Source organism: Dorea sp. 210702-DFI.3.125, assembly GCF_020560945.1.
GTDB classification, from domain to species: Bacteria; Bacillota; Clostridia; order Lachnospirales; family Lachnospiraceae; genus Dorea; species Dorea formicigenerans.
This window is the reverse complement of the sequence record NZ_JAJCNF010000038.1, coordinates 1-25,045: the sequence shown is the minus strand read 5'-3', so window position 1 is coordinate 25,045 and position 25,045 is coordinate 1. Positions and strand designations below refer to the sequence as shown.

Sequence of the window (25,045 nt, the reverse complement as noted above, 5' to 3'; positions counted from 1 at the left end):
ACAATTTTATCCTTAACTTAATGACATTGTTTTTGAAAAAACCCCGTCCCCAATTAAATTGTTTTAAATACTTACACATCTTTCATGGTGAGTTGTATTCTTTTTTTCTTTAAGTCTACGCTCATGACTTTGACGTCTACGATGTCTCCTACGCTGACGACTTCTAATGGATGTTTGATGAATTTTTTGTTTGTCATCTGGGATATGTGTACAAGTCCGTCCTGGTGGACTCCGATGTCTACAAATGCTCCAAAGTCGATTACGTTTCGGACGGTTCCTTTTAAGATCATGCCTTCTTTTAAATCTTTCATTTCCAGGACGTCTGTGCGGAGGATTGGTTTTGGCATCTCGTCTCGTGGGTCGCGTCCTGGTTTTTCCAGTTCTTTTACGATGTCGCGCAGTGTGATTTCTCCGATTTCCAATTCTTCTGCGAGTTTTTTGTAGTCTTTGATGGTGAGGGATAAGCCTGCCAGTTTACCGGCGCAGATATCTTCGGTGGTAAATCCTTGTTTTTTCAGGAGTTTTTCTGCTGCCTCATAGCTTTCTGGATGTACGCTTGTTGTGTCCAGTGGATTTTTTCCATTTTGAATGCGTAAGAATCCGGCGCATTGTTCAAATGCTTTTGGTCCTAATTTTGCTACTTTTAGGAGTTGCTTTCTTGTCTCGAATCTTCCTTGTTCTTCCCGGTATGCCACAATATTTTTCGCTATGGCTGAGGTAATGCCGGATATGTAGGAAAGAAGTGGTGCGGAAGCTGTGTTCAGGTCTACGCCTACGCGGTTTACACAAGATTCTACGACTCCGGACAATGTATCATTTAACTTTTTCTGGTTCATGTCGTGCTGGTACTGACCGACTCCGATGGATTTCGGATCGATTTTTACTAGTTCTGCCAGTGGGTCCTGCAGTCTTCTTGCGATGGACGCTGCGCTTCTCTGTCCAACATCAAAGTTCGGGAATTCTTCGGTTGCAAGTTTACTTGCAGAATATACGGAAGCTCCCGCCTCATTTACGATGATGTACTGTACTTTCTGTGGAATTTCTTTCAGAAGGTCTACAATGATCATCTCGGACTCGCGTGAAGCCGTTCCGTTTCCAACGGAAATAAGGCTGATATTATATTTTGCAATGAGTTTTTTTAACGTGTCTTTTGCAGCCTGGATTTTCTGTGGTGTCGTCGGTGCTGTAGGGTAAATGACGGTAGTGTCTACAACTTTTCCGGTTGGGTCTACGACAGCCAGTTTGCAGCCGGTACGGAATGCCGGATCCCAGCCAAGAACTGTGTGTCCCACGATTGGAGGCTGCATCAGAAGCTGTTCTAAATTCTTGCCAAATACTTCGATGGCTCCATCTTCTGCTTTTTCGGTCAATTCACCTCGGATTTCGCGCTCGATTGCCGGAGCAATGAGTCGCTTGTAGCTGTCTTCGATTGCTTCTTTGAGAATCTGTGTTGTACTCAGGTTTTCACCATGGATAATTTTCTTTTCCAGATACCGGAGAATGTCCTCCTGCGGTGCCTCGATTTTCACGGTCAGGAATTTTTCTTTCTCGCCACGGTTTAGTGCCAGCGTGCGATATCCAGCCAGACGGTTCACCGGCTCATCGAATTCATAATAATTCTCATAAACAGACTCTGCCTTCTCGTCTTTTGCACTGGAAATGATATGTCCTTTCTGCATCGTCTGCTTCCGGATCCAGCTTCTATAATCCGCCTCATCGGAAATATTCTCAGCGATAATATCTCTGGCACCTTCCAACGCTTCCTGTACATTTGCCACGCCTTTTTCTTCATTTATATATTGCTTTGCAACTTCCTCTAAAGACTCTTTTGTCTTCTGCAGCATGATCAGTGTGGACAAAGGCTCCAGTCCTTTTTCTTTTGCGATGGTCGCGCGAGTCCGTCTCTTTGGCCGATACGGACGATACAGGTCTTCTACAACAACCTGCGTCTGTGCTTCCAGAATCTGCTTTTTCAGTTCTTCAGTAAGTTTTCCCTGCTCTTCGATGGACGCTAATACCTGTTCTTTCTTTTCTTCCAGATTGCGCAGGTAAACGAGTCTTTCATATAATTTACGGAGCTGTTCATCATCCAGCGTTCCGGTTGCTTCTTTTCGATATCTGGCAATAAATGGAATTGTGTTTCCCTCGTCGATCAGCTTCACCGCTGCCTCGACCTGCCAGAGTTTCACACCGAGTTCTTCTGTTATCTTCTGATTAATATCCATATATAGTATCCTTTCTCCATTATCGTGATGCCTGTATCAAAAAGCAGCATCATATTGCATTATTATACTCGAACTACTTTTTATTTACAACATTTTCAAAAATCCTTGGCGCACCCCTTAACGCATCTTCCTATTCTGTATTCACGTTTTGCTGAAATATTTGCTGAAACATATTTTCACATTTTGCTGAAATATTGGCTGGAACATATTTTCACATTTTGCTGAAATATTTGCTGAAAAACATTTTCGCATTTTTTTAGAAAAGCTTTGTAGAAGCAGTTTGTATAAAAAGTTCCTATAAAAAGTGTATAAACAGAGTCTGCTCTGTTTTCTTGATAATTTTCTCCTTCTATGTTATACTACGCATAGAATCAAACCGAAGGGATTTTTAAGAAAATGAGTGAAATATTATCGAAGCAGCAACTGAAGTCAAAAGAGACGAAAGCTAAGATCTTCCGGGCTGCAAAACACATTTTGCAGAAGCACGGATACGAAGCGCTCTCTATCAAAAATATCTGTGAAGAAGCCGGCGTTTCTAACGGAAGTTTTTATCATCATTTTAAGACTAAAGATGATCTGCTTTCCTACTATATTGAAGAGCAGCCGAATATTAACCCAGATCTTCTTGATATACCAAAGAGTGCTGATGAAGTTAAATCTGCCATTGTATATGTCTACCTGAATTATGTGCATTATTGCCAGGAACTCGGCGTTGAATTTATGGCGAATTATTATACTCCGAAAAACCAGTCTCTGAACCCATTGATCCGTACCGAACGTCCGTACCCAATCGTGACTGTACACAATTATCTGCAGAAATGTATCGGTGCCGGAATCATTTCCCCGAATCAGGATATTGAGGATATCACGACAGATATTCGTATGATCGTTATTGGAAATGTTTTCGAATGGTGCCTGAAAGAGGGGAACGCAGATTTTGAGGGAAATATGAAACGTTCCCTGGAATCTTATATGAATGGAGTCTTCTAACAACTGATGTTGTACGAAAAATACAAATGTTTCAAAAGCATTTAAACATTTTATTGAAAATAAGCATTTTGTTGCAGTGAACTTTATTTGCAGACATAAAAAGAACCTTTAAGTGAGCGTTCTTAAAGGTTCTTTCTATTTTAGAAGGGAAATGGCATTTCTTAATGCCAACAATAATATCTTTATGTTTGTATTATAGTCCAGGTTGCAAAAAAAATCCAATTGCTTATTATTATATAGCAGGTAACTTATAGATTTTATCTATATTTTTAAAATACTCTTGTTTTTCTGGTTTAAATGAACTACAACTATCATCGAGATCCCACTACGAAACAATGATTGAATTCAAGGATTTTCAAATATTAAGCAGGACATTCCGGCAATATAATGATACACTAGAATTATATCAGCTGGGAGATGACTCCCACCTCTATAGGTTGTGAAAAAAACTGGTATCAGTGGTGGGAGTCAATCCCCCAGCTGATATAGCCTCCGGCAGGATTGCAGAGGTGCGCAGTAGAAGTATGTCATGCAATTGCATGACGCGCACCTCGCAGCAAGAATGCCGAGGCATTCTTGAATTCAAACACAAAAGATTAGATGGAGGAACGACTATGTATGCATTTATCGTAAATCCGAATTCCAGATCCGGCCTCGGCCTTAAGATCTGGGAACAATTAGAACTTATATTAAAAGAAAGACATATCGATTATCAGATTTATTTCACCAGACGTCCGGGACACGGTACCAAGCTTGCTGCGCAAATCTGTGACACCGATGCTGACACGCTGGTCGTTCTTGGCGGAGATGGCACTATCGGCGAAGTTGTTAACGGAATTCGTGATCTCACAAAGCTGACCCTGGCTTATATCCCGATTGGCTCTGGAAATGATTTTGCCAGGTCTATGAAGCTGACAAAAGATCCGACGAAAGCCCTCTTACATATCTTAAATCCCACAGACTACGCGTACATTAATGTGGGGCTTTTGAAAACACCACAAATAGAGAGACGCTACGCCGTCAGTTCCGGAATCGGTTTTGATGCAGATGTGTGCTACCACAATAATCTGTCTTCGAAACTGAAGCATTTCCTGAATAAATGTAAACTTGGGAAGCTTTCCTATACTGCCATTGCGCTCCATTTGCTTTTGACTTCCAATCCAAAATCCATGCGGATTACACTGGATGATCAAAAGCCGATTACATTTCCAAAAGTGTATTTTATTGCAGCTATGAACCAAAGATACGAGGGCGGCGGCTTTGAATTCTGTCCGAAAGCGGATCCCAAAGACGATCTGCTGGATATTATTGTCGTGTCTGGCTTAAGTAAATTCAAGATTCTCTGCCTGCTGCCGACCGCATATAAGGGAAAGCACACGAAATTTAAAGGAATCTATACCTACCAGTGCAAAAGTGCTAAAATTGAAAGCGTGCAGGTTCTGCCTGTACACACGGATGGTGAGGCTGATCTTCGCTCCGACACCGCTACATTTGCATTGGAGCCGGACCGGATTCGATTCATCCGCTCTTAATGATATGAAACAATAAAGGAGGCATTTTTTCATGCATGTTGTCATCATACTGTTGATTCTTTTCATATTATTATATTGTTTTGCGATTTTCCCGGAAATGTCCAGACAAAAGCGCATGAAAGCATTTCATGGAATTATGTTCGCCCACAGAGGGCTTCACAGTAAGACTCACGGAATTCCGGAAAATTCCATGTCAGCTTTTCGCGCCGCAATTCAAAAAAATTACGGAATTGAACTGGATCTTCATCTGACACGCGACGGTGAGCTGGTCGTCTTCCACGACGATGACCTGAAACGTGTCTGCGGACGACCGGAACGTCCGGAGGATCTGACTGCTGCGGAGCTGACAAAATGTACGCTTCTTGGTACGAAAGAACATATCCCGCTGTTTCGCGATGTGCTGGCACTCGTAAATGACCAGGTTCCACTCCTTGTAGAGTTAAAAATTCCGGAACGAAACATGCAGATTTGTCAAAAAGCATACGAAATGCTACGCTCTTACCACGGTGCATTTCTTCTTGAATCCTTTAATTCCGAAGGTCTGTACTGGTTCCGGAAAAATGCTCCGGAAGTTCTAAGAGGACAATTATCTTCCAGACTGACAAAGGAGAAATCCGATGTATCCTGGTTTTTACGGTTCTTTGTGGAAAATCTGTGGTGTAATTTTCTTGGGCGCCCGGACTTTATTGCTTATAAATTAACTGACCTGCCCAAACTCACGGTGACATTGCTGCGCATTTTCTCCGGAACAACCATCGCAGTGTGGACACTTCGCACAAAAGACGCTATCCACGAGGGGAAACAGGAATACGATATTCAGATTTTTGAAAATCCGGTAAAAATTATTAACAAATAGTGAACTTCCTTGTTGCACAGATGATTTCATGTTATAATCCGTTTGAAACAAAAGAACGTAACCTGATTAAGATTTATCCGTTTGAAACAAAAGAACGTAACCTGATTAAGATTTATTCGTTTGAAAAGGGGATTCATATGAAAGCGATATCCAAAATGAAATCGTTGATTCTGAAGTACCGGCATGCATGGGTTCTGTTATATGGTCTGATTTATATGCCATGGTTCTGCTACCTGGAAAAGCGTCAGACAATCCACTATCTCATCCACTCACCACTGGATGATTATATCCCATTTGTCGAGTACTTTATTATTCCATACTTATTATGGTTCGTATTTCTCGCCGTAACCGGTGCATACTTTTTCTTTACGAACCGCAGAGACTTTTACCGGCTGGCAGCATTTCTGTGCAGCGGTATGACCATTTTCCTCATTGTCTGTACCATTTTCCCGAATGGACTGAACCTGCGTCCAGTCACATTTCCACGGGAAAATATCTTCACGGATTTGGTGCGAATGATATATTCGATGGATACCCCGACCAATGTGCTGCCGAGTATTCACGTTTATAACTCCATCGGAGCTATGGCAGCAATTGCCCACAGCACATCCCTGAAAAAGCACCGCGGAGTTCAGATTGGTTCCTATGTACTTGGAATTTTGATTATTTTCTCTACAGTATTTTTGAAACAGCATTCCATCACAGATGTGATCGCTGCCCTCGCAATGGCATGTATGATTTATCCATTTGTATATGCAACGCAGGAAAAGAAAGAGACAAAACTTTCACAGCAATTGATTTAATATTTGGTTAAAACGGGAGATGTCTCCTGTTTGATATACACACGAAAGAAGGGGTAGAATAAATATGAGAGCAGAATTTACAGATGATCTGATTACCGGAAACGAATTAATCGATTCACAGCACGAAGAATTAATCGGTCGAATCAACAAACTCCTCGACAGTTGTGAAGCAGGCGAAGGAAAAATAAGTGCAATAAAGATGTTAGACTACCTTGCCAAGTACACAGACACACACTTTGGCGATGAAGAAGCACTTCAGAAAGAAGTCTGTTATCCGGATTACGACAAACACCATGCAAAACACGAAGAATTCAAACAGACGATTCAAGAGTTGAATGAGATGCTCCAGGAAGAAGAAGGTCCTTCTGATGCATTCGTTCAGAAGGTAGAAGAACATGTAGTAAAGTGGTTCTATCGCCACATCAGCAGTTTTGACCGTTCCGTTGCAGAATATATTAATATGCGCGAAAACGGCGGAAGATTATAATCAGGATTCATACATGGATCTTAAATATATGTAACCTCAAATCGTATTCCTTGAAAAAGGAATACGATTTTTTTGTACAATTAAGACAATTTTAATTGGGACAGGTTAAATTTTAATTGGGGACGGGGTTTTTTTGAAAAAACCCCGTCCCCAATTAAAATTATATCAATTTCATATACTTTTCGAACGCTGACGGGATGGGATACTCTTTTTGAATTTCTTCTGGGTGAATGAAAAGATATTTCTTGTTGTTTGTTTTTTCCAATTCGTCTACGCGTATATCATATCCGATCATCTGCCATTCGATGTGGCTGAAAATGTGTTTTGCTGCGGGCAATTTTTTTATGTGAATCGGCATGAGTCCAATCTCTTTGCAATACTGTGTTATCTCTTTTTTGTTCAAGTGTTCTTCTATGTTCGGGAGTTCGTAAAGTCCTGCCAGAAGTCCTTTTGCTGGTCGTTTGCAAATAGCAATCTTATCTTCATCTCGCAAGATGAACACTGTCTTTTTTTCGATTCGTCTTGCTTTTGCTTTTTCTTTTACTGGAAGTTCCTGGATTTTTCCTTGTATTCTTGCCTGGCAAAATGGTGCTGCCGGACATTCTTCGCATTTGGGTTCTCCATTTGGAACGCACACAATTGCGCCGAGTTCAATGAGTCCCTGGTTAAAATCTCCTGCGCAATCTTTTGGAATAACTTTTTTAAGTTTTTCTTCGATTTGTTTTCTTGTGCTTTGCTTCATGATGTCGCTGTCGTCTGCAGTGATTCTTGTTATAACGCGCAGAACGTTGCCGTCTACCGCTGGATACGGAAGTCCGAAGGAAAATGAACTGATTGCTCCGGCAGTGTAATTGCCAATGCCGGTGAGTGACTGAATTTCTTCATATGTCTTTGGAAATGTCCCATTGTAATCTACCATGATCTGTCTGGCTGCTTTTTGCATATTCCGGACACGGTTGTAATATCCAAGGCCTTCCCATAATTTTAAGAGCTTGTCTTCTTCAACATTTGCCAGAGCATTTACATTCGGAAGTGCTTCCATGAACCTTGCATAATAGCGCTTTACTGCTTCTACTCGTGTCTGCTGAAGCATTATTTCTGAAACCCAGATTCGATATGGGTCTGTGGTGTGACGCCATGGAAGATCTCTTCGTGCTTTTTGATACCATGGTACCAGCACCTGGCTCAGTTCATACAATTCCGGGTTTTCTAATATTACCGGGACTGGATCTTGTATCCGGATTTCATCTTCTCTGACCGAACAATCGTAAGCAACTACATGTACTCCGGCTTCTGCTGCCTCTTTAAGTGCTTCTTTAAATTCCGGATGTGTGTCCATGTTCGGCGTAAAATAACGCACGCCAGACATTTGTATTACAAAAAACACATAGCATTCGTAACCTTTTTTTAATGCTTCTTTTAGTTCATGGACATGCTTTACCGCGCGCTCGCTTGGGGCATCCGGAAATCGCACAACACCATTTTCTTCTAATGTTACACCTTTGACTTCAATCAAAACTTTTCGATTCTGGGCTTCTACATAGAGATCGATCCTTGATTTTCCATATGTGTACTCCGGCTGAATTTTTGTGATACCATGAATTCGATCACTCTGGTTGTGCAGATTGTGATTCCATTTTTCCTGTTCCAGCCATTCTTTTACGATTTTATTGGGGATCTGGGAGTCCATATTAATCAGCCTATCCCCTTTTCTTACAGCAATCAAGTCCCAGCGCGTCTTACGTTTTTTCCCAATATTCGTAGATTTTGAACTAACCGCCGTCTGCATTTCACCTTGTAAAAATTCATTATCTGACAACCAGTCTTCGGCTTCCTGCTGGCTGTCCTGGACATAGACTTCTGCCCCTGGTACCAGCAGTTCCGCACATCGTCCGGTATTCTTTACATGAACTGTCTCTTCTGCGCCTTCAATCTCTATTTTTGCAATAAATCGGTTCGGACGGCTGATAAAATGTCCTACTCGGATATTCTGATATTTCATATATTTCCCTTTCCCAATTATTTCCTGAAAGTAGCACTTTCCCAAAAGAAAGCCTGAGTATATTAACTCAGACTTTCTTCATTCGTACGATTTTCTTTCTCTTCCTGCTCCAGGACACACGTCTGGATTGCCTCGTTGAGTGACAACATCTTGTCATCTAACGAAGATACCATCTCCGCACATTCCCGCAACTCCCGGCTGATGTAATCCGGTGCATTTCCCTCAAATTTATAATATATCTTATGTTCCAGACTTGCCCAGAAATCCATGGCAATGGTCCGAATCTGTATCTCAACTTTTGTATCAACAACACTGTCAGACAAGAAAATCGGCACAGACACCAGCATATGATAACTCTTATATCCACTTTCTTTCGGGTTCTTGATATAATCTTTGATGGACAGAACCTTCAAGTCGCTCTGATTACCAATCATCTCTGCAAGACGATAAATGTCTGATGTAAAGGAACAAATGAGCCGCACACCTGCAATATCGTTGATATACTTTACCATATTCTCTATGGAAGTCTCATATCCGTAACGTTTCAGTTTCTTTACGATACTCTCTGCTGTCTTTACTCTTGTCTTAATATGTTCAATCGGATTATACTGATGAACATGTTGAAATTCATCATTCAATATCTCCAGTTTTGTTCCGACTTCTTTTAATGCCGACTGGTATAAGAACATAACCGTTTTCCAACTATCGACATCTTCATAATTCTTTATTACACGATCCATATTTCACTTCTCCTCTCCATATTGAAGAGAAAAATTCGTACTTGTTTATTATAACACACTCCACTTCACTTGTGGGTCTGTTCACGAAAACTTAATAAATGATATTCGGGGCTGAAGACTCCCCTCTATGATATCCACTGGTTTTTCTTAATATTCAATTCCTTCTCTTGCTGTAATTCCCTGATCATATGGATGTTTGACTTTTCGGATCTCGGTTACATAATCAGCAAGCTCCAGCACTTTATCTGAGACAACATGACCGGTCAGCACAATTTCCAGACCACGTGGTTTGTGCTCCAGAAATTCAACAAGCTTTTCTTCACTTAATACGCCCAGCTGCACTGCACATAATATTTCGTCCAGTACCAGTACATCAAATGGACCGCAAAATTTTATAATCTCATCCAGTGCTTTATTGTTATAATGCTTTAATCTTGCTTTTTCGTCTGCATTCATCTTGCTAACGAACTTCACACGATCTTTTCCCGGCAGACAGGTCACATTCGGGATCTGCTCCAAAATAACACGTTCACTGGAAGAGTTGTCTTTTAAAAACTGGAACATCAGAACATCCAGACCACTTCCTGCCGCACGCAGCACTAATCCCATAGCCGCTGTCGTTTTTCCTTTTCCGTCTCCGTAATATACATGTATCCTTCCAGTTCCTATCATCTACAATTCTCCATTTCTTATTTCAAATTTGCCATAAATAATTCGTAAAAATCATCTTCTCCGGCAAGCATTGGTGAATTTTCTCCCCCACCATTCGTACTTCTTTTCATAGCAGCATGGAATTCCTCTCCTGCGCAAATAATATCCATTTCATAAATTTCATATCCCAGCTCCTGACAGACTCTGCAAAATGCACTAAGCGGTTCTTTTTCCTTCTTTGTGTTCTTAAGCCGTTCCTTAAGTTCTGGTTCTTTTAACGCCCGGTTCTGTAATTCATCTAACATATCTATTACATTTGCCATATTATTTTACATCCACTTTCTTACAAATGTCCTGGAGGCAGCATTTATCGCAATAAGGTTTTGTTCTGGCTGTACATACTTCTCTTCCATGGTTAACCAGTCTGTGGCAGAAGCTGTTTCCTTCTTCTGGTGGTATAATCTTCCACAATGCCATCTCTACTTTTTTCGGATCTTTCATCTTGTCTACAAGTCCGATTCGATTACATAATCTGATGCAATGCGTATCTGTAACAATTGCCGGCTTGCCGAACACATCCCCCATAATCAGATTCGCGCTCTTTCTTCCCACTCCCGGGAGCTTTAATAATTTGTCAAAATCATCTGGGACTTTTCCATTATATTCATCCCGAAGTATCTTCATGCATGCACTGATGTCTCTTGCTTTACTTTTTCCAAGTCCACACGGTCTTACGATCTCTTCTATCTCCTCCACCGGCGCATCTGCAAGTGCATTTACATCTGGAAATTTTGCATAGAGATCTTCTACGACTACATTGACCCTCGCATCTGTACACTGGGCTGCCAGACGTACACTGACAAGAAGCTTCCAAGCTTCATCATAATCTAATGTACAATCCGCATCCGGATATTCTTCTTTCAGGCGACGGATTACTTCCAGAGCCAGTTCTTTTTTTCGCATGCTAATCTCTCCTTTTATCGGTCTGACAATAGAACAACTTTTGTTCAAAAATGTGTTCAAAAATGCCTCGGATTTTTTGCTCGCCATCTGCAAAGGCGAGAGCCATCTCATATCTGATATAATAACACACTTTCCGACATGACAAAAGCAGATAACACTAAGTTACCTGCTTTTTGTTGCCAAGCATACGACAAAAAGGTCCGGTGGACCTTTTTTAGTCTGCAAATGCTACTCTTTTATGTTCGTAGTATCCTTAAATCATCTCAAGGAATGCTGCGATTCGTGTATCAAGCTGTCCTACATCTGCCTGTGAGTAGTCTGTTTCGATATGAATATAAGGAAGTCCTTTTTCTTTTACACGCTTCTCGATGCTCTTTGCCTCAATGTTATATGTATGACAGGCCTGAAGGGTCATCTCAACAACTCCTTCTACCTGATACTCGTCAAGCAATCTTTCCAACAATTCATAACGATTCGTGTCTGGAGTCATGACAGAACAGCCAATTGCCAGATAACGTTCTGCTATTGCCTGATAAATGTCTTCTGCATCTTCATCAATCAGGCGATCCACTGACTTCGCACCGCCACAATTCTCATATACAACGACATTTCCACCATTTTCTTCAATTGCTTTTACAACCTTCATCGGAGCACCGCTGCTTGGGCAGCCTGTCAGGAGAATTCTCTTTCGTCTCTCTGGCTTTTCTCCTTCTTTGTATTCTTTCATGATTTTTTCTGTCAGTGCATCAATTTCTGCCGGCATTGCTTCTTTATCAAATTTGAACTGGCTTCCATAAAGAACATTAAAAAGCTTGGAACCTTCCATTGGCGCCGGATCATTTTTCATTGTCTCGTAAAACCTGCGAAGTGCCAGCCGTCCCTGGTTAGCAACATGAACTGCATGGCGAACCTGTTCTTCTGTGATTGTTGTGTTAAATGTCTCTTCAAGATATTCTTTGAATCGTATAATCTCTTTTTTCCAAAGTTCTAATGCTGATTCGTTCTGCGTATTTGGAAGTTCCATAATATACACATTTTTAAATTCTTTCATTAACTCGTACATTTTTTTCTTTCCATCGCAAGTTGTTTCCCCGACAACCACATCTGAAAAATAGAAAAATGGACATTTGTCAGTTACAGCAAAACCATAACTTGCTTTTACCATCGGGCAAAGGTTCTTTGGAAGATCTTTTTCTGCAACCGGGATTGTCTCATCAGATGTGGAACAAAGTCCGACTGTTACAGCTCCCATAGCCATGGCAATTTCCTGTGGAAAATATGTACAATACGCGCCAATTACTGGAATCCCCTTATCTTTTACCTCTTTCATGACCAAAAATGATTTCTGCCTCTGCTCTGCAAATTCTTCGAAAATCTCAGGCAATTCTTTTACTAACTCCATGTTGCTTCCTCCTTAAGTTTTCATTTTCCTCAACATATAATTTTTATTGTAGTCTCTTTATTAATATCGGACAAATTGGTATTTATAATATATACGTGTATGTATTTTATTTATCTATAGTTTCAAGAAATCTTACCAGGTGCAAGAACCTTTACCAGTTGCAAAAGTCCTTACGCATTGAATACGTATTTATCCAGTCTGTTATATGTTTCTTAACCTGCTTTCCTGTTTTCTTAAGGTTTTCATAAGAAATTTCAGATTTGTTTTATTGTTTTAACATATTTTAGACATAATTCTTGGCTATAATAAAGTCAGATAGTTGAGAGACATAAATCAACTATCTCCCCCTCATAAAGTGCGAAAGCACTTACTCTCATTCCTTTAGATAACTATAACAACAACAAAAACCCGTTGGTCGAAAGGCTAACGGGTTTTTGCTATGTTTTCTGCAAGTTTTGCATTTTCTACAATAGATGCTAGTTGAATATAAGAAGCTTTTCCGTCTGTCAGTTTGTCTATTGCTCCATTGGCAGCCGGATGAAAATACTCACCTCTTTTCACTGCCTCAAATGCTTCTTTTACAGCCTGTTCCAGAATCTGATTATCCTGAATTCTATCTTCCATCGGTATTGGATTTAAAAGTAATGTTTTGCCTGTCCGCTCCATTGGTACTGTATCAAACGTTCCGTCCAATTTCTCATGTGCGCTGTAAAATACATATCCTGTACAGTAATCAGTATGATATCCGAAAATTTTTACACCTCTTTCTCGAAGCCATGTAAATGTCTGTGGAATATTTATCATATCCTTTGGAGATGTTGCAACAAGATTTACCGGAATTTCTGCCAAGGCAGGCAGATCTGTGCAAATTTTTTCTCCCGGAACATTTCCGATTCCTCCAATTCCACATGTCACAGCTGTCGGAATTTCTAATCTCCGGCATGCTTCCATTGTTCCTGACGCAGTTAATGCTCCCGGGACCTTTTTCTCCAGCATCTCATCTATATTTTTGTAATTTACTCTGAGCTTAATCTTTCTTTTTCGAAATTCTATGAATTGTTCCACAGAACCAGTTTGTATTTTTCCTTTATCTATCCAAGCAAATGTCGCATTTACTCCCTGCCATGTCTGCATCATCTCTTCATCTGTAACAGAACGAAGGCCATGTGTAAGTAAACAACTTTCCACCAGATATTTTTCATTCATAATTCTTCCACCAATCATTTTTACGATATATACATCGTTCTCACTTCTTCTAGTTTTTCTCTGTCCATGCTAAAACGCGGTCCTGTCTGCATTGTCTTTAATGCTGCAACAACTGCCGCATCTTTCATACTTTCCTGCTTTGATTTCTGTTCACAGTAATAAGAATCCATAATTGCAGCAATATATGCATCTCCGGCTCCGGTCGTATCGACACTGTCTACTTCACAGATACCACAATGGTATTCTTCTTCTGCAAACCAGTCTGCCCCAGCACATCCCTGGGTGCAGATGAATCCGTCTGGAAGATGGTGCTCTCCGATAAATGTCTTCACTGCCTGAACTGGGTCATCTACTCCTGTTGTCGCACAGATTGTGGCTTTACCTGTAATAAATAAACTGGTATATTCCAACATTTCATCTATAACTTCTGATGTTACCCCTTGATCCATAGATGGTGGATTCTGAAGATTATACACAACCGGAATTTCTCTCCTGTAACATTCTCCAGCAATATAAACTGCTGCCCTTGGAGATGCAAGATCTGTATAAAATAAATCAATATCTTCAAACAACTGGTCTGGTATTTCTTCTTTTTCAAGATTCATTACACAGTTTCCGGAATTTGCTAGAATAAAATGCTCTCCTGATTTATCCACAACAATATACGTATGTAAAGATTCCCCACCTGGTTCTGTCACCAGATATCTTGTATCAATTCCTTCTTCTTTCAGATTGTTTTCAATAATAACTCCAAATGAATCATCTGCTATTTTCCCTGACTGTAAAACTATATTTCCTAATTCTTTTACTGCAACAGCGACATTTGCACTGCTGCCTCCTGGAACAACTTTTTCAGAATATACATGTCCAAATCCATCTTTTCCTGGCATTTTGTCAATATAAAGCATTGTATCGACTGCAATCGTTCCAAGTGACAAAATTCTGTGAATCATAATTATTCCTCCACTATCTTCTTTGCAAGATATCGAAACATTTCCGCCACCTCTGACTCTTTTGCTCCTTCCAACACAGTCTGTGATTTCTTCTCGCACTGCTGAATCAAATTATCACGTGGGATATCACCTAATAGTGGTAATTCGTTTTCCTCTAAAAATCTGACAACTTCCACTTCTTCATCTTCAACATTCCGTCGGTTTAATATGACGCCTTTCACCGACGCATATCCACGAGTCTCAAAAGATTTTACCGCCTTTACAATATTCCCTGCTGCATATAGGGACATTTTCTCACCGGAGGTAACAATGATTACCTCATCTGCGTAATTTTCTCTAATCGGTGCTGCAAATCCTCCACAAACAACATCACCCAGAACATCAAATAATACAATGTCCGGATTAATTTTTTCAAATGCTTCCAGCTCTTCCAGTAATTCGAATGTTGTAATGATTCCTCGACCTGCGCATCCCATTCCCGGAATTGGTCCTCCTGCCTCTACACAGTATACTCCTGCAAATCCGACTTTACAAATATCCTCCAATGCTGGATGTATATTCCCACCTCGCAGAACATCCATGACAGGTTCTATTCCCTGTTCTCCTACTATGTTCATTGTAGAATCTGCCTTGGGGTCACAGCCAATCTGAAGCACCCGATACCCAGTCTGCGCAAATGCTACCGCCAGATTTCCTGTCACTGTGGATTTTCCAATTCCACCCTTTCCATAAATTGCAATCTTTTTCATTTATCTTTCCTTCTTTTCAATTCATTTTCTACAACATTTATAAACCATAAAACACTAGCATAATCACAGTCTATTGGTCTGCTTTCTACATCAATCCAATGATTATTCTTTTTCTTTAAAAACCACTTTTCATTCATCCCCCATGCCACATCCACTTCTGGCGGATCTAGCATCATTTTCCTGCTGCCCGGATGTGATAATAGCAAAATTTTTGCATTTTTCTGATTTTCATACAGCCAGGTAATCTGTTCCGCTTTTCCACTAAATTTCCCATCGGAATAAATCCAGTCAACACTAATTCCTAATTCTGCAATCTCCTTTGCCATGGAAAAAGCATCTTCATGGCTCGCATAAGCTTCTCCTATTGCCATATGTACCGGATTGTTTTTGCGCTCATTTTTGAATCGTTCCACTTCTTTTTTCGTGAATCTATAAATTTCTTCATCACAGATTTTAATTTTTAAAATATCTTCCAGTTGCCTGTACATATTATGCACTTTTTCTACCGATAATGTTGGCTGACATTTTATATACGGAATCCCTTTTGTTTTCTGCAGTTTTTTTGCCGCTTTCTCACCAAGATTACTTCCAAGAATATTTAATGATGCATCTCCCATCTCATAAAACTCTTCCAGTGTTTCACACTCAGCCATATGCTTTACGTTCTCGACTCCAGCTTTTTTCAGTAATTGTGGAAGTTCACTATTCTGTGCCAGTGGATACAGACGACCTATAAGATTCACTGACAGGTTTTTCTTTTCACCTGTCCTCCACATAGAATAAACTTTATCCCAGCATCTGACCTGGCAATGTTCCTTTCTTCCTACTACTGGGTCCATCCAGATGACCAGGATTCTTCCAGGCATCTGTCCATATAACCGATCTGCCACCATTTCAAAATCCGATGCCATCAAACGATCAATACAGGAACCACATATAGTTAGCAGTTTTGGCTTATTTCTGCAATCATCATAAATCTCCAAAATTGCCTGTTCAATGGTGTTGAGATGTGCACCAGTTACAACTTCTGCCTCATCTAATGCCAGTGCAAATACTCTGCCATCCCGCTGCCAGCTGTGAGTTGTCACATGACGCGCACACCCGAGTGGTGCTACAAATAGCACCACTGATTCCGGAATCATCAATGCAATATCTATAATTCCTCCACAACCTTTTGAATTTCCCGGAACGCCAAGATGACTTTCTGTCAAATTTTTTTCCTCTTTAATTGACTGATAAACTTCCTCAATACTAAAAATTGATCTTGTACTCATATTTCTCGCTCCCGCTTCAAAATCTTTTTCACATATCACCTGTCATTTAATAATCTTCCACTCAGTGCAATTTGCGGTACATTTATAAATTCCTTTTGATATCCCCCAAACTGTTCCAACAGCGAATCTCCAACAATATATTCATAACCTTCCTGCTCTTTGAGGTATTTTATATAGTCATCTTCGCCCTCCAGACGGCAGTCTCCTTCTTCCATCCATTCTGGATTCATCTCAAAGAAATTGCATACGGAAATTCGACCCGTATATCCATTTTTTCGGAATTGTTTTCTGTATTGATTCATAATCACCTGTTCTCCAACCAGTAAAATAGATCCTGTCTTATTAAATACTTCCATTCCCTTTATCTCTTTTAACTCCTCCTCTGCTATCATATATGGAACTCCATAATCCTCTTCCAGCTTCCTGACTGTCGGAAGTGCTGAGACAGATGCCACAATATTTATACTGGCACTACACATCTTCTGTAACTCGTCTATCCCAGCATTATCATTCCATGAAATGACTTTATCGTATTGTCTTTGCAGGTTGCTTTTTAAGTTTGTCCGCCTGTCCTCTGTCCAGCCGGACAAACACGTATCCCCAATAATATTCACACGATTTTCTTTTTTTGCCGGTTTGGAAAATTTTTTTTCCAATTCCAGAAAAACTGCCTTTTCTCCCTCCTCATAAGTTAAAAATCCTTTGGTATTCATCGCAATCACAGGTTTTCCTGTAGCTTCTTCCAATTCTCTCACCCATGCTTTCCAGTCTGTACCAATCAGCATTGGAATTGGAGAACCTGCTATAACAATAAAATCATGCTCTATCTCCTGTGAATCTAAGACAATCTGATTTAGAATTTTACGATCATTTCCGGTCACAGTATCAATTTCTGATATCTTTGTAAATAAAATGCGTTCTTCATTCTTTTCTTTTTCAAAGTCATCACATGTACTCACTCCGCCAATGCATCCTCCCTGACCATGTAGTATTATCAGACAGCGCATATGCTGTATGGCATTGCATACGCCACTGTAATCTGCTGAAAAAGTAGGAAGTCTTTTAAATAAATTTTTCATTTACATCACCTGCCATTTTCTTACACACTTGCACTCTTTTTAAAATTCTTTATATTTGTTACAAATAATACAATAATAACTGCTACATAAGGAAATGTTTGAATCAACTGTGTTGGATATCCTTTTTGTGTCAGTGTAAGCATTAATGCATCTGCGTATGCAAAAACTACCGCTATCAAACCACTGACCAGTGGATTTCCATCTCCAACAAGTACTGATGCATACGCCAGGAATCCTCTTCCTGCTGTCATATTTTCTGAAAATGTACTTAACCCACACAATGGACAGTAGGCTCCTGCAAAAGCAACCATTGTTCCCATAATAATCAGCGCAATCCACTTAGTCGCTCCAACATTTACACCAGCGGTCTGGGCTGCCACATCATTGATACCGATTCCTCTGACTCGCAGTCCGAACTTTGTCTTATACATAATAATTGTTCCGATGATAATAATTGCATATGCCATATACACAAGTATAATCTGGTTATTTGCAATATTCTTTATGTAAGGAATATTTCGAAGTACTGGAATATCCAGTGTTTTAAAACTAACAATTTCCGGGCTTACAAAGGATCCTCTGACTCCCCATACCAGTGTCAACATAAGCGTCGTGACTGCCCAGGCTCCGTTATTCATAGCAATACTGATAATCATCGGGTTTGCCTTTAAAATAAATACAAATAATCCAAATACAAGAGAAAGTACCCCTCCCGAAACAGCCGCCAGCAGCGCTCCTGCCATCGGACTACCCGTCAGATAACTTCCATATGCTCCAAAAAATGCGCCAAATAACATAAAACATTCGAATGCAATGTTAAAAGTACCCGCTTTATGTGAAAAACTTCCTCCTACAGCTGCTATGATAATCGGAGTCGCAAGTCTTAATGTTGCAGACAGAGTAATCGTTCCAAATAATATTTTTATCATACTGTTTCCTCCATCTTTTTAATCTTCCGACGTTGTCTGTAAACACCAAAACGTTTCCACAATGCTTTAAAATCAACAGATATCAATAATACAAAAAACATCTGAATAATATTAACTGTAAGTCGGTTCAATGTTGTAAGGCGTTCCATATTCATTGCTCCTGCTTTTAAAGCACCCCAGACAAACGAAACAGCAATCACTCCAAGTGGGTTATTCCCTGCCACTCTGGCAATCATAATTCCATCCCATCCGATATTACTACTGAAATTTGTATTAAATCTTCCATAAGAACCAGATACTTCGATTCCACCACACAATCCGGAAATCAATCCGGAAATCAAAAATACTCCAAGGAATAACTTTGTTGTATTGACTCCTCCTGCTTTGCAGAACTCTATATTTTGACCTATCTGCTTCAGCTCATATCCAATTTTTGTATGTTTATAGATTAAAAAGATAACGATTACTATCACTAATCCAAACAACATTCCACAATTTAATTCTGTTCCCTTGATTAGCTTCGGAATTCTTGCTGTGTCCATAATCTGTGGTGACGCATTTGCCTGTGATGCCATAGAATCTGCTTTTCCACCAATAATTTTCCAGATTACAATATATGAAGTAATATAGGTTGCAATAAAGCAAAACATCAGCGAAGTAATAACTTCGTCTATTTTAAAATATAATCTCATAATTGCAGGAATCAATGCCCATAGCATTCCGACAATCCCTGCTGCTGCGATACAAACAAACGCATGAATTCCGGCTGGCATCGGCACTGCATAACCTATCGTAGCCGCTGTGATTGCCCCCATGTATACTTGTCCCTGAATTCCACAATTAAAGATTCCTGATTTAAATGCAAATGATACTGCAATTCCGGTAAAAAGGCATGGAGTCATCCATCTTAATGTACTGCCAAATTTGTAAAGGCTCCCAAAAGCCCCATCCCAGATGTAATAAACAGCAGTCATTGGCTGCTCCCCCAGACGATAGATCAGAAGTGCTCCCAACGCTAACGTAAGGAGCAATGCAATCACATACTGTAGGCAGATCATTCGCATATCTTTCCATTTTTCTTTCCATTTACTGCTCACTTATCTTTCCTCCTGCCATCAATAATCCTATTTCTTCTTCTGAAAGAGAAGTTGAATTCTTTGGAGCCTGCAATTTTTTATTGTATGCAATCAATATCCGGTCTGATAACTGCATAACTTCATTCAATTCATGACTGATAAGCAGAACCGCAGCTCCTTTCCTCGAAATATCAATAATCTTTTTCCAGATAAATTCAATAGCTCCCACATCAATTCCTCTGGTTGGATCCTCAATAATCAACAACTTCTTATCTTGAGAAAATTCCCTTCCAACAATCAGTTTCTGTATATTTCCTCCTGACAAAGTACCGGCAATATCTTCATCTTTCTGCACTTTTACACTATATTGATTTACCACATCATCTGTAAAATCATGTACTTCCTTAAAATTTATGACACCACTCTTTTTTACTCCATGCTGCAAATGATATCCCATAATTGCATTTTCCCAGACTGTTCCCTGTCTATTGATTCCATTTTTCATACGATCTTGCGGTACATATCCTATTCCTAAAGCTCTTCTTTCTCTTACACTTTTATTCTTTATATCCTTTCCCAGAAAACAGATTTCACTGTCCGGCTCTGGCGAAACAAGTCCCATAAGAGTCGCTGCAATTTCGCTCTGTCCTGATCCAGCAACTCCTGCTATACCAACGATTTCTCCTTCGTGAATATCAAAAGACACATCATCCACTCGCAAAATATTATTAAAATCTTTCACCGACAAATGATTGACGCTTAAAATAATCTCACCGCTTTCACATGCCGGTTTATTTGCATGAAGCATGACCTCACGTCCAACCATCATACTTGCAAGTATCTCCTCAGTAAGTCCCTCGTTTTTTCTTGTTCCAATTGCTTTTCCATCTTTTAGAACTGTCACATAATCTGCAATTTCAAGAACTTCCTGAAGCTTATGCGTGATAAATATGATTGTCTTTCCTTTCTCTTTCAAAAACTGAAATGCCTGAAATAAGCCTTTCACTCCCTGTGGCGTAAGTACTGAAGTCGGCTCATCAAAAATAAATATTTCCGCTTCTCTGTACAATACTTTTACAATTTCAATCTGCTGCAACATAGCAACCGGTAATTCATCAATTTTTTCCTTCAATGGAAGCTGAAAATGATATTTATTACTGATTTCTTCAATATCTTTATAGTCTCTTTTTTTATTTAGGAAACCTATATGACTTCTTTCTGTTCCCAGTATAATATTTTCTAATACGGTCATTCCTTTATAAAGCATGAACTCCTGATGTACCATACCGATACCGGCCTTTGCTGCATCCTTGGGTGAATGGAAATGTACTTCTTTTCCATTTAAGAGAATCTTTCCTGCATCCATCTTATAAACACAGGTCAATATATTCATCAATGTGCTTTTCCCCGCACCATTTTCTCCCACTATGGCATGGATGGAATTTCTTTTTATTTTAATGCTTACGTGATTATTCGCAATTAAGTTGCCAAACTGCTTATATATATTATTTAATTCAAGAATATATTCGTTGCTCTCCATACCGTCTCCACTGTCTTCTTTCGTTAGAACAAATGGCGATTCTTATAAAAAGAACCGCCATCTTATCACTGCTAATTATACTTATTCTTAGTACTGTAATCTGTACTCATCAAATCCTGCGTAAACATCTACATCTCCAGATTTGATTCCATTGATAAGTTCTGTTACTTTATCCTGAAGATCTTTTGGAATGTTATTCCAGTCACGATCATCATAAACTCTACCGCCTGAACTTAAGTCAAAGTTAATTGCCGTAGGAAATTCTCTTCCGTCATCTACATCCTGAAGAATAGACTCTACTGCTACATTCATAGCTTTGATTGCTGACCAGAATACACATTTATCAATTCCACCCTGCCAGTCATCTACACCGATACATTTGATACCAGCATCTGCACATGCGGAAATGACGCCACTTCCTCCAAGATAATCACACTGATAAATAATATCTACCGGGTACTCATCAATCATTGCTTTTGCTGTCTCCTGTCCTTTTACAGGATCTTTATAATCTCCTGTAAATGCGGTCACAACCTGTGTTCCATTATTTGCATAAGCTACCCCAGCTTTAAATCCATCTCTGAATCTCCAAATTTTGAGAATATCAGAATGTCCAATCCATCCTACTGTTCCAGTCTGTGTCATATTTGCTGCCACGAAACCTGCAACGAATGATGACTCGAACGGATCTACTGAAACACTTGTGCAATTTGTTTTATCGTGCTCCATATATGTATCAAGCATGAAAATATGAAGGTCTGGATACTCCTCTTTCAGCTCGTCTGCAAGCTCTAACGCCACGTCACTTACTTCATCAAACATTGTGAAGATTGCAGTGTATCCTTCTGCTGCCATGGCACGAATCTGCTCTGCATACTCGCCTTCTTCACTAACTTCAATACTCTTAACCTCCCAGCCCTTATCTTTCATAGCCTGAAAACCAGACCAAATAGAATCTGTGAAGTCGTTACCTAATGGTGAATTTGTAATATAACAAGCTTTCTTTGCCTTACCATCAGATGTTAAGTTTTCGCTGCTTTCACTTTTTGCCTTTTTTGTTGAGTTGCTGTCTGAACTTGAATTAGACTTTCCACATGCTGTAAGCAGAGACGCCATCATTGCAAGTACAAGCATCATTCCAATTAGTTTCTTTTTCATTTCTCTATTTCCTCCTATATAATATTGATAACATCTATATTGTATTCTCCTCTTCATATAATTGGCAAATTGATTATTTGTATGATTAAGCCTTTTTATTGTTATAATCTATTGCATTATTTTTCACCTTCTCATCATTCCTATCTAAACAGTCAGAATTAACAAAAAGTATATCATAGACTTGTATATATTCACTAAAAATCTTATTAAATATTTTGTTTTCCTTTTTGATTAAAAAAAGAGGCATAACTTTTTTTCAAAAAAGCAATGTCTCTGAAACTTATTTCTATATCGAAGTTCTAGTTTTTAGAGAATCCATCTTACACCGTCCGTCCGGATATCTCCGGCTTCGTCGGACGAATTACCGCGCGATAGAATACAACATGGTCATCTAACACTTTCTGAAACATGGATACGGTCTTTCCTGTAATGAATGCGCAGAGCACTGTTCCGATTCCTACACCGTGAAGTCCGTGAAGGATTCCAATGGAAAGTACCAGTGTTGTAGTCAGACAACACAAGTCAAATGTGGTCTTCACATATTTATATGGTTTGTTCAGAATCTCTGACATATCCCTTGGAAATGTATCCGTCGGAATAATCGGAAGCATACAGCGATTCGCCAGTGCGATTCCAAAGCCGATAATCAAAAATCCCAATGCAAAATACAGTACATTTAACGCCATTGTATTTGGCAGAAGTGCCAGCCACGCATCGTGGACATCAATCATTTTCCCAAAACCGATTCCTACAACAAAGGAAAAGATATATTCGAAACAAAATGCTTTCTTTAAAATCATAAGTGTTAATACGAGCATTGTCTGGAAAATGTAATTCCATGTTCCAAACGACAGTGCCGGAAATACTTTATTGAATACAAATGGCACAGATGAAATCGTTGAAATTCCAAAGCCACTCTTTGCCATCAGGCACACTCCAAGACTGTTGATGATCAGTACGATGCAAAGAGCCAGTTCTCCAGGGAGATATTTTTTATTCATGATAATCCTCTTTTCTTTTAATCTTGTTGTGATATACGCCTCATATACTTTTACTGCATACATCTGATATAGCCTCCGGCAGGGCGCACATTGTCCGGTGGACAATGGTTTTGCGCCGACCGAAACGGAGTGTAGACTTGCAGAGGTGCGCAGTAGAAGTATGTCATGCATTGCATGACGCGCACCTCGCAGCAAGAATGCCGAGGCATTCTTGAATGTTAATTTTTCTGTATAATTTCAGTCAGATTTTGCTGACCGTATTTTAGTATAGACCCAAGAATTCATAAATACTAATGTATTTTTCGAATATATCTATTCTATTTTAGAATGAATATAGTATAATATTGGGTAGGATTGTGAGAGTGCGCAGCGCGAAACAATCCGCAGGCATCATAGGACCTCTTGACACATATAACTGAAAGGATTATTTATGAACACCGATTACCTTCGCTACTTTTCCACTCTTGCAGAACTCCAACATTATGGAAATGCTGCAAAAGAATTAAACATTTCCCAGCCGGGACTCAGCCATGCAATTCATTCTTTGGAAAAAGACTATGGACTTCCACTTTTTGAGAAAACCGGTAGAAATGTACGACTTAGCCCTTATGGACTAGAAATAAAAAAATATATAGATGTCATTTTAAACAACTTGGACGAATTAGAACAGACCATCTCTGACTTCCACCGAGAAGATAAAATCATCCGGATTGCCAGCGTCTATCCCCTGGCCAGAAGCTTCATTCCGGAACTGATCCAATCCTGTTCTTTGAAGTTTCCATTTGCAATTTACAATGGAATGACCCCGGATATTCTTCACGGTCTGGAAACTATGACTTATGATCTTGGCTTTTGCTCCGGACAGCCCTCATCAGAACTATTTGAATACTGCCCTGTTCAAAAATCCTATGTTGGAATCGTCGTTCCAAAAGGACATGAATTAATATCAAAAGAAGCTTTCACCTTTCGTGATATTACTACATACCCACAGATTTTCTTCACACGGACAAGCCCAATGCGAAAGCTTCAGGAACAAATTTACAAAGATTATCAAATTTCTGCAGCCCCTGCCTGCGAAGCTGAAGAAATAGAAGTGATTTTAAATATGATTGAACACGGATTTGGCATCTCTGTCCTGCCATATCTGGATATCTTCAAAAACCGGAATGTAGACGTTCTTCCACTTTCCGAGACAAAATGGGAGTCGACCTTTTATGCAATCCGCAGACGCGATGGGGTCAGAAGCCATGGCGAAAAAACAATTTGGAGCCAGATTATACACAATTCAAAAAGGGACAGGTTGGAATTTTAGGAAAGCCCGGAAAATGGCGGTTGGAATTTTGACACAATTTAAAAAGGGACAGGTTGAAGTGAAATTGGGGACGGGGTTTTTTTGAAAACAATGTCATTAAGTTAAGGATTTTAGTAG

General features: G+C 39.7%; 23 protein-coding genes. 6 read left to right on the top strand and 17 right to left on the bottom strand.

What is annotated here, in order from left to right; genetic code table 11:
- Nucleotides 1–71: 71 nt before the first annotated feature.
- Complete coding sequence (locus LI164_RS14155) at nucleotides 72–2,225, bottom strand: Tex family protein (RefSeq protein WP_005332150.1); 2,154 nt, start codon at nucleotides 2,223–2,225, stop codon at nucleotides 72–74.
- Nucleotides 2,226–2,621: 396 nt separating this feature from the next.
- Between LI164_RS14155 and LI164_RS14150 the strand changes: the two genes are divergently transcribed.
- The 5 genes from LI164_RS14150 (at nucleotide 2,622) to LI164_RS14130 (ending at nucleotide 6,893) form a co-directional block, all read left to right on the top strand.
- Nucleotides 2,622–3,215 carry a TetR/AcrR family transcriptional regulator gene (locus LI164_RS14150; protein ID WP_005332152.1) on the top strand — a complete coding sequence of 198 codons (594 nt, stop codon included), beginning with the start codon at nucleotides 2,622–2,624 and terminating at the stop codon, nucleotides 3,213–3,215.
- A gap of 614 nt (nucleotides 3,216–3,829) precedes the next feature.
- On the top strand, nucleotides 3,830–4,747 hold the full coding sequence (locus LI164_RS14145; protein WP_215683445.1) for a diacylglycerol kinase family protein: 918 nt from the start codon (nucleotides 3,830–3,832) through the stop codon (nucleotides 4,745–4,747).
- 31 nt (nucleotides 4,748–4,778) lie between these two features.
- Complete coding sequence (locus LI164_RS14140) at nucleotides 4,779–5,603, top strand: glycerophosphodiester phosphodiesterase (RefSeq protein ID WP_029732162.1); 825 nt, start codon at nucleotides 4,779–4,781, stop codon at nucleotides 5,601–5,603.
- Entirely contained in the window at nucleotides 5,603–6,406 is an 804-nt protein-coding gene (locus tag LI164_RS14135; RefSeq protein WP_117495767.1) for a phosphatase PAP2 family protein, read from the top strand. The genes LI164_RS14140 and LI164_RS14135 overlap by 1 nt, the downstream gene beginning before the upstream one ends.
- A 64-nt stretch (nucleotides 6,407–6,470) precedes the next feature.
- A complete protein-coding gene (locus LI164_RS14130; protein ID WP_117607060.1) occupies nucleotides 6,471–6,893 on the top strand; it encodes a bacteriohemerythrin in 423 nt (140 codons plus the stop codon).
- A gap of 160 nt (nucleotides 6,894–7,053) precedes the next feature.
- Here LI164_RS14130 and mutY read toward each other — a convergent pair whose 3' ends face one another.
- The 16 genes from mutY to LI164_RS14050 form a co-directional block, all read right to left on the bottom strand.
- Nucleotides 7,054–8,895, bottom strand: a complete 1,842-nt coding sequence (gene mutY, locus LI164_RS14125; protein ID WP_040015410.1) for an A/G-specific adenine glycosylase — start codon at nucleotides 8,893–8,895, stop codon at nucleotides 7,054–7,056.
- A 62-nt stretch (nucleotides 8,896–8,957) separates the two neighbouring features.
- On the bottom strand, nucleotides 8,958–9,635 hold the full coding sequence (locus LI164_RS14120; protein ID WP_005332172.1) for a GTP pyrophosphokinase family protein: 678 nt from the start codon (nucleotides 9,633–9,635) through the stop codon (nucleotides 8,958–8,960).
- Between the two features lie 147 nt (nucleotides 9,636–9,782).
- Nucleotides 9,783–10,307, bottom strand: coding sequence for a cob(I)yrinic acid a,c-diamide adenosyltransferase (locus tag LI164_RS14115; RefSeq protein WP_005332173.1), 525 nt, complete (start codon nucleotides 10,305–10,307; stop codon nucleotides 9,783–9,785).
- A gap of 17 nt (nucleotides 10,308–10,324) precedes the next feature.
- Nucleotides 10,325–10,609, bottom strand: a complete 285-nt coding sequence (locus LI164_RS14110) for a hypothetical protein (protein ID WP_005332174.1) — start codon at nucleotides 10,607–10,609, stop codon at nucleotides 10,325–10,327.
- A gap of 1 nt (nucleotide 10,610) precedes the next feature.
- Nucleotides 10,611–11,249 carry an endonuclease III gene (gene nth / locus LI164_RS14105; RefSeq protein WP_005338846.1) on the bottom strand — a complete coding sequence of 213 codons (639 nt, stop codon included), beginning with the start codon at nucleotides 11,247–11,249 and terminating at the stop codon, nucleotides 10,611–10,613.
- A 253-nt stretch (nucleotides 11,250–11,502) separates the two neighbouring features.
- The gene (locus tag LI164_RS14100; RefSeq protein WP_005332176.1) at nucleotides 11,503–12,651 is read right to left on the bottom strand and encodes a double-cubane-cluster-containing anaerobic reductase; all 1,149 of its coding nucleotides are present in this window, start codon (nucleotides 12,649–12,651) and stop codon (nucleotides 11,503–11,505) included.
- A gap of 423 nt (nucleotides 12,652–13,074) precedes the next feature.
- Nucleotides 13,075–13,857, bottom strand: coding sequence for a pseudouridine-5'-phosphate glycosidase (locus tag LI164_RS14095; protein ID WP_161597500.1), 783 nt, complete (start codon nucleotides 13,855–13,857; stop codon nucleotides 13,075–13,077).
- Nucleotides 13,858–13,877: 20 nt separating this feature from the next.
- Nucleotides 13,878–14,810, bottom strand: a complete 933-nt coding sequence (locus LI164_RS14090; protein ID WP_005332178.1) for a carbohydrate kinase family protein — start codon at nucleotides 14,808–14,810, stop codon at nucleotides 13,878–13,880.
- Nucleotides 14,811–14,812: 2 nt separating this feature from the next.
- Nucleotides 14,813–15,559: a P-loop NTPase gene (locus tag LI164_RS14085; protein WP_005332179.1), complete on the bottom strand. Its 747-nt coding sequence runs from the start codon at nucleotides 15,557–15,559 to the stop codon at nucleotides 14,813–14,815.
- On the bottom strand, nucleotides 15,556–16,833 hold the full coding sequence (locus tag LI164_RS14080; protein ID WP_117607070.1) for a nitrogenase component 1: 1,278 nt from the start codon (nucleotides 16,831–16,833) through the stop codon (nucleotides 15,556–15,558). The genes LI164_RS14085 and LI164_RS14080 overlap by 4 nt, the downstream gene beginning before the upstream one ends.
- Before the next feature lie 35 nt (nucleotides 16,834–16,868).
- Entirely contained in the window at nucleotides 16,869–17,912 is a 1,044-nt protein-coding gene (locus LI164_RS14075) for a nitrogenase component 1 (protein WP_005332181.1), read from the bottom strand.
- A 20-nt stretch (nucleotides 17,913–17,932) separates the two neighbouring features.
- Nucleotides 17,933–18,841 (bottom strand): ABC transporter permease, encoded by a 909-nt coding sequence (locus LI164_RS14070; RefSeq protein ID WP_005332182.1) that lies wholly within the window; start codon nucleotides 18,839–18,841, stop codon nucleotides 17,933–17,935.
- Nucleotides 18,838–19,938 carry an ABC transporter permease gene (locus LI164_RS14065; RefSeq protein ID WP_005332183.1) on the bottom strand — a complete coding sequence of 367 codons (1,101 nt, stop codon included), beginning with the start codon at nucleotides 19,936–19,938 and terminating at the stop codon, nucleotides 18,838–18,840. The genes LI164_RS14070 and LI164_RS14065 overlap by 4 nt, the downstream gene beginning before the upstream one ends.
- Entirely contained in the window at nucleotides 19,928–21,457 is a 1,530-nt protein-coding gene (locus LI164_RS14060; protein ID WP_005332184.1) for an ABC transporter ATP-binding protein, read from the bottom strand. The genes LI164_RS14065 and LI164_RS14060 overlap by 11 nt, the downstream gene beginning before the upstream one ends.
- A gap of 87 nt (nucleotides 21,458–21,544) precedes the next feature.
- Nucleotides 21,545–22,615 (bottom strand): BMP family ABC transporter substrate-binding protein, encoded by a 1,071-nt coding sequence (locus LI164_RS14055; RefSeq protein ID WP_052302914.1) that lies wholly within the window; start codon nucleotides 22,613–22,615, stop codon nucleotides 21,545–21,547.
- Nucleotides 22,616–22,935: 320 nt separating this feature from the next.
- On the bottom strand, nucleotides 22,936–23,679 hold the full coding sequence (locus tag LI164_RS14050) for a DUF6198 family protein (RefSeq protein WP_005332200.1): 744 nt from the start codon (nucleotides 23,677–23,679) through the stop codon (nucleotides 22,936–22,938).
- A 367-nt stretch (nucleotides 23,680–24,046) separates the two neighbouring features.
- On the opposite strand from LI164_RS14050, the gene LI164_RS14045 reads away from it, so the two are divergent.
- A complete protein-coding gene (locus tag LI164_RS14045; RefSeq protein WP_005332202.1) occupies nucleotides 24,047–24,928 on the top strand; it encodes a LysR family transcriptional regulator in 882 nt (293 codons plus the stop codon).
- Nucleotides 24,929–25,045: the final 117 nt, after the last annotated feature.

Bases quoted from the DNA above. Each gene is read 5' to 3' on its own strand.
- LI164_RS14155 (WP_005332150.1), bottom strand. From the start codon at position 2,225: ATGGATATTAATCAGAAGATAACAGAAGAACTCGGTGTGAAACTCTGG.
- LI164_RS14150 (WP_005332152.1), top strand. From the start codon at position 2,622: ATGAGTGAAATATTATCGAAGCAGCAACTGAAGTCAAAAGAGACGAAA.
- LI164_RS14145 (WP_215683445.1), top strand. From the start codon at position 3,830: ATGTATGCATTTATCGTAAATCCGAATTCCAGATCCGGCCTCGGCCTT.
- LI164_RS14140 (WP_029732162.1), top strand. From the start codon at position 4,779: ATGCATGTTGTCATCATACTGTTGATTCTTTTCATATTATTATATTGT.
- LI164_RS14130 (WP_117607060.1), top strand. From the start codon at position 6,471: ATGAGAGCAGAATTTACAGATGATCTGATTACCGGAAACGAATTAATC.
- mutY (WP_040015410.1), bottom strand. From the start codon at position 8,895: ATGAAATATCAGAATATCCGAGTAGGACATTTTATCAGCCGTCCGAAC.
- LI164_RS14120 (WP_005332172.1), bottom strand. From the start codon at position 9,635: ATGGATCGTGTAATAAAGAATTATGAAGATGTCGATAGTTGGAAAACG.
- LI164_RS14115 (WP_005332173.1), bottom strand. From the start codon at position 10,307: ATGATAGGAACTGGAAGGATACATGTATATTACGGAGACGGAAAAGGA.
- LI164_RS14110 (WP_005332174.1), bottom strand. From the start codon at position 10,609: ATGGCAAATGTAATAGATATGTTAGATGAATTACAGAACCGGGCGTTA.
- nth (WP_005338846.1), bottom strand. From the start codon at position 11,249: ATGCGAAAAAAAGAACTGGCTCTGGAAGTAATCCGTCGCCTGAAAGAA.
- LI164_RS14100 (WP_005332176.1), bottom strand. From the start codon at position 12,651: ATGGAGTTAGTAAAAGAATTGCCTGAGATTTTCGAAGAATTTGCAGAG.
- LI164_RS14095 (WP_161597500.1), bottom strand. From the start codon at position 13,857: ATGAATGAAAAATATCTGGTGGAAAGTTGTTTACTTACACATGGCCTT.
- LI164_RS14090 (WP_005332178.1), bottom strand. From the start codon at position 14,810: ATGATTCACAGAATTTTGTCACTTGGAACGATTGCAGTCGATACAATG.
- LI164_RS14085 (WP_005332179.1), bottom strand. From the start codon at position 15,559: ATGAAAAAGATTGCAATTTATGGAAAGGGTGGAATTGGAAAATCCACA.
- LI164_RS14080 (WP_117607070.1), bottom strand. From the start codon at position 16,833: ATGAGTACAAGATCAATTTTTAGTATTGAGGAAGTTTATCAGTCAATT.
- LI164_RS14075 (WP_005332181.1), bottom strand. From the start codon at position 17,912: ATGAAAAATTTATTTAAAAGACTTCCTACTTTTTCAGCAGATTACAGT.
- LI164_RS14070 (WP_005332182.1), bottom strand. From the start codon at position 18,841: ATGATAAAAATATTATTTGGAACGATTACTCTGTCTGCAACATTAAGA.
- LI164_RS14060 (WP_005332184.1), bottom strand. From the start codon at position 21,457: ATGGAGAGCAACGAATATATTCTTGAATTAAATAATATATATAAGCAG.
- LI164_RS14055 (WP_052302914.1), bottom strand. From the start codon at position 22,615: ATGAAAAAGAAACTAATTGGAATGATGCTTGTACTTGCAATGATGGCG.
- LI164_RS14050 (WP_005332200.1), bottom strand. From the start codon at position 23,679: ATGTATGCAGTAAAAGTATATGAGGCGTATATCACAACAAGATTAAAA.
- LI164_RS14045 (WP_005332202.1), top strand. From the start codon at position 24,047: ATGAACACCGATTACCTTCGCTACTTTTCCACTCTTGCAGAACTCCAA.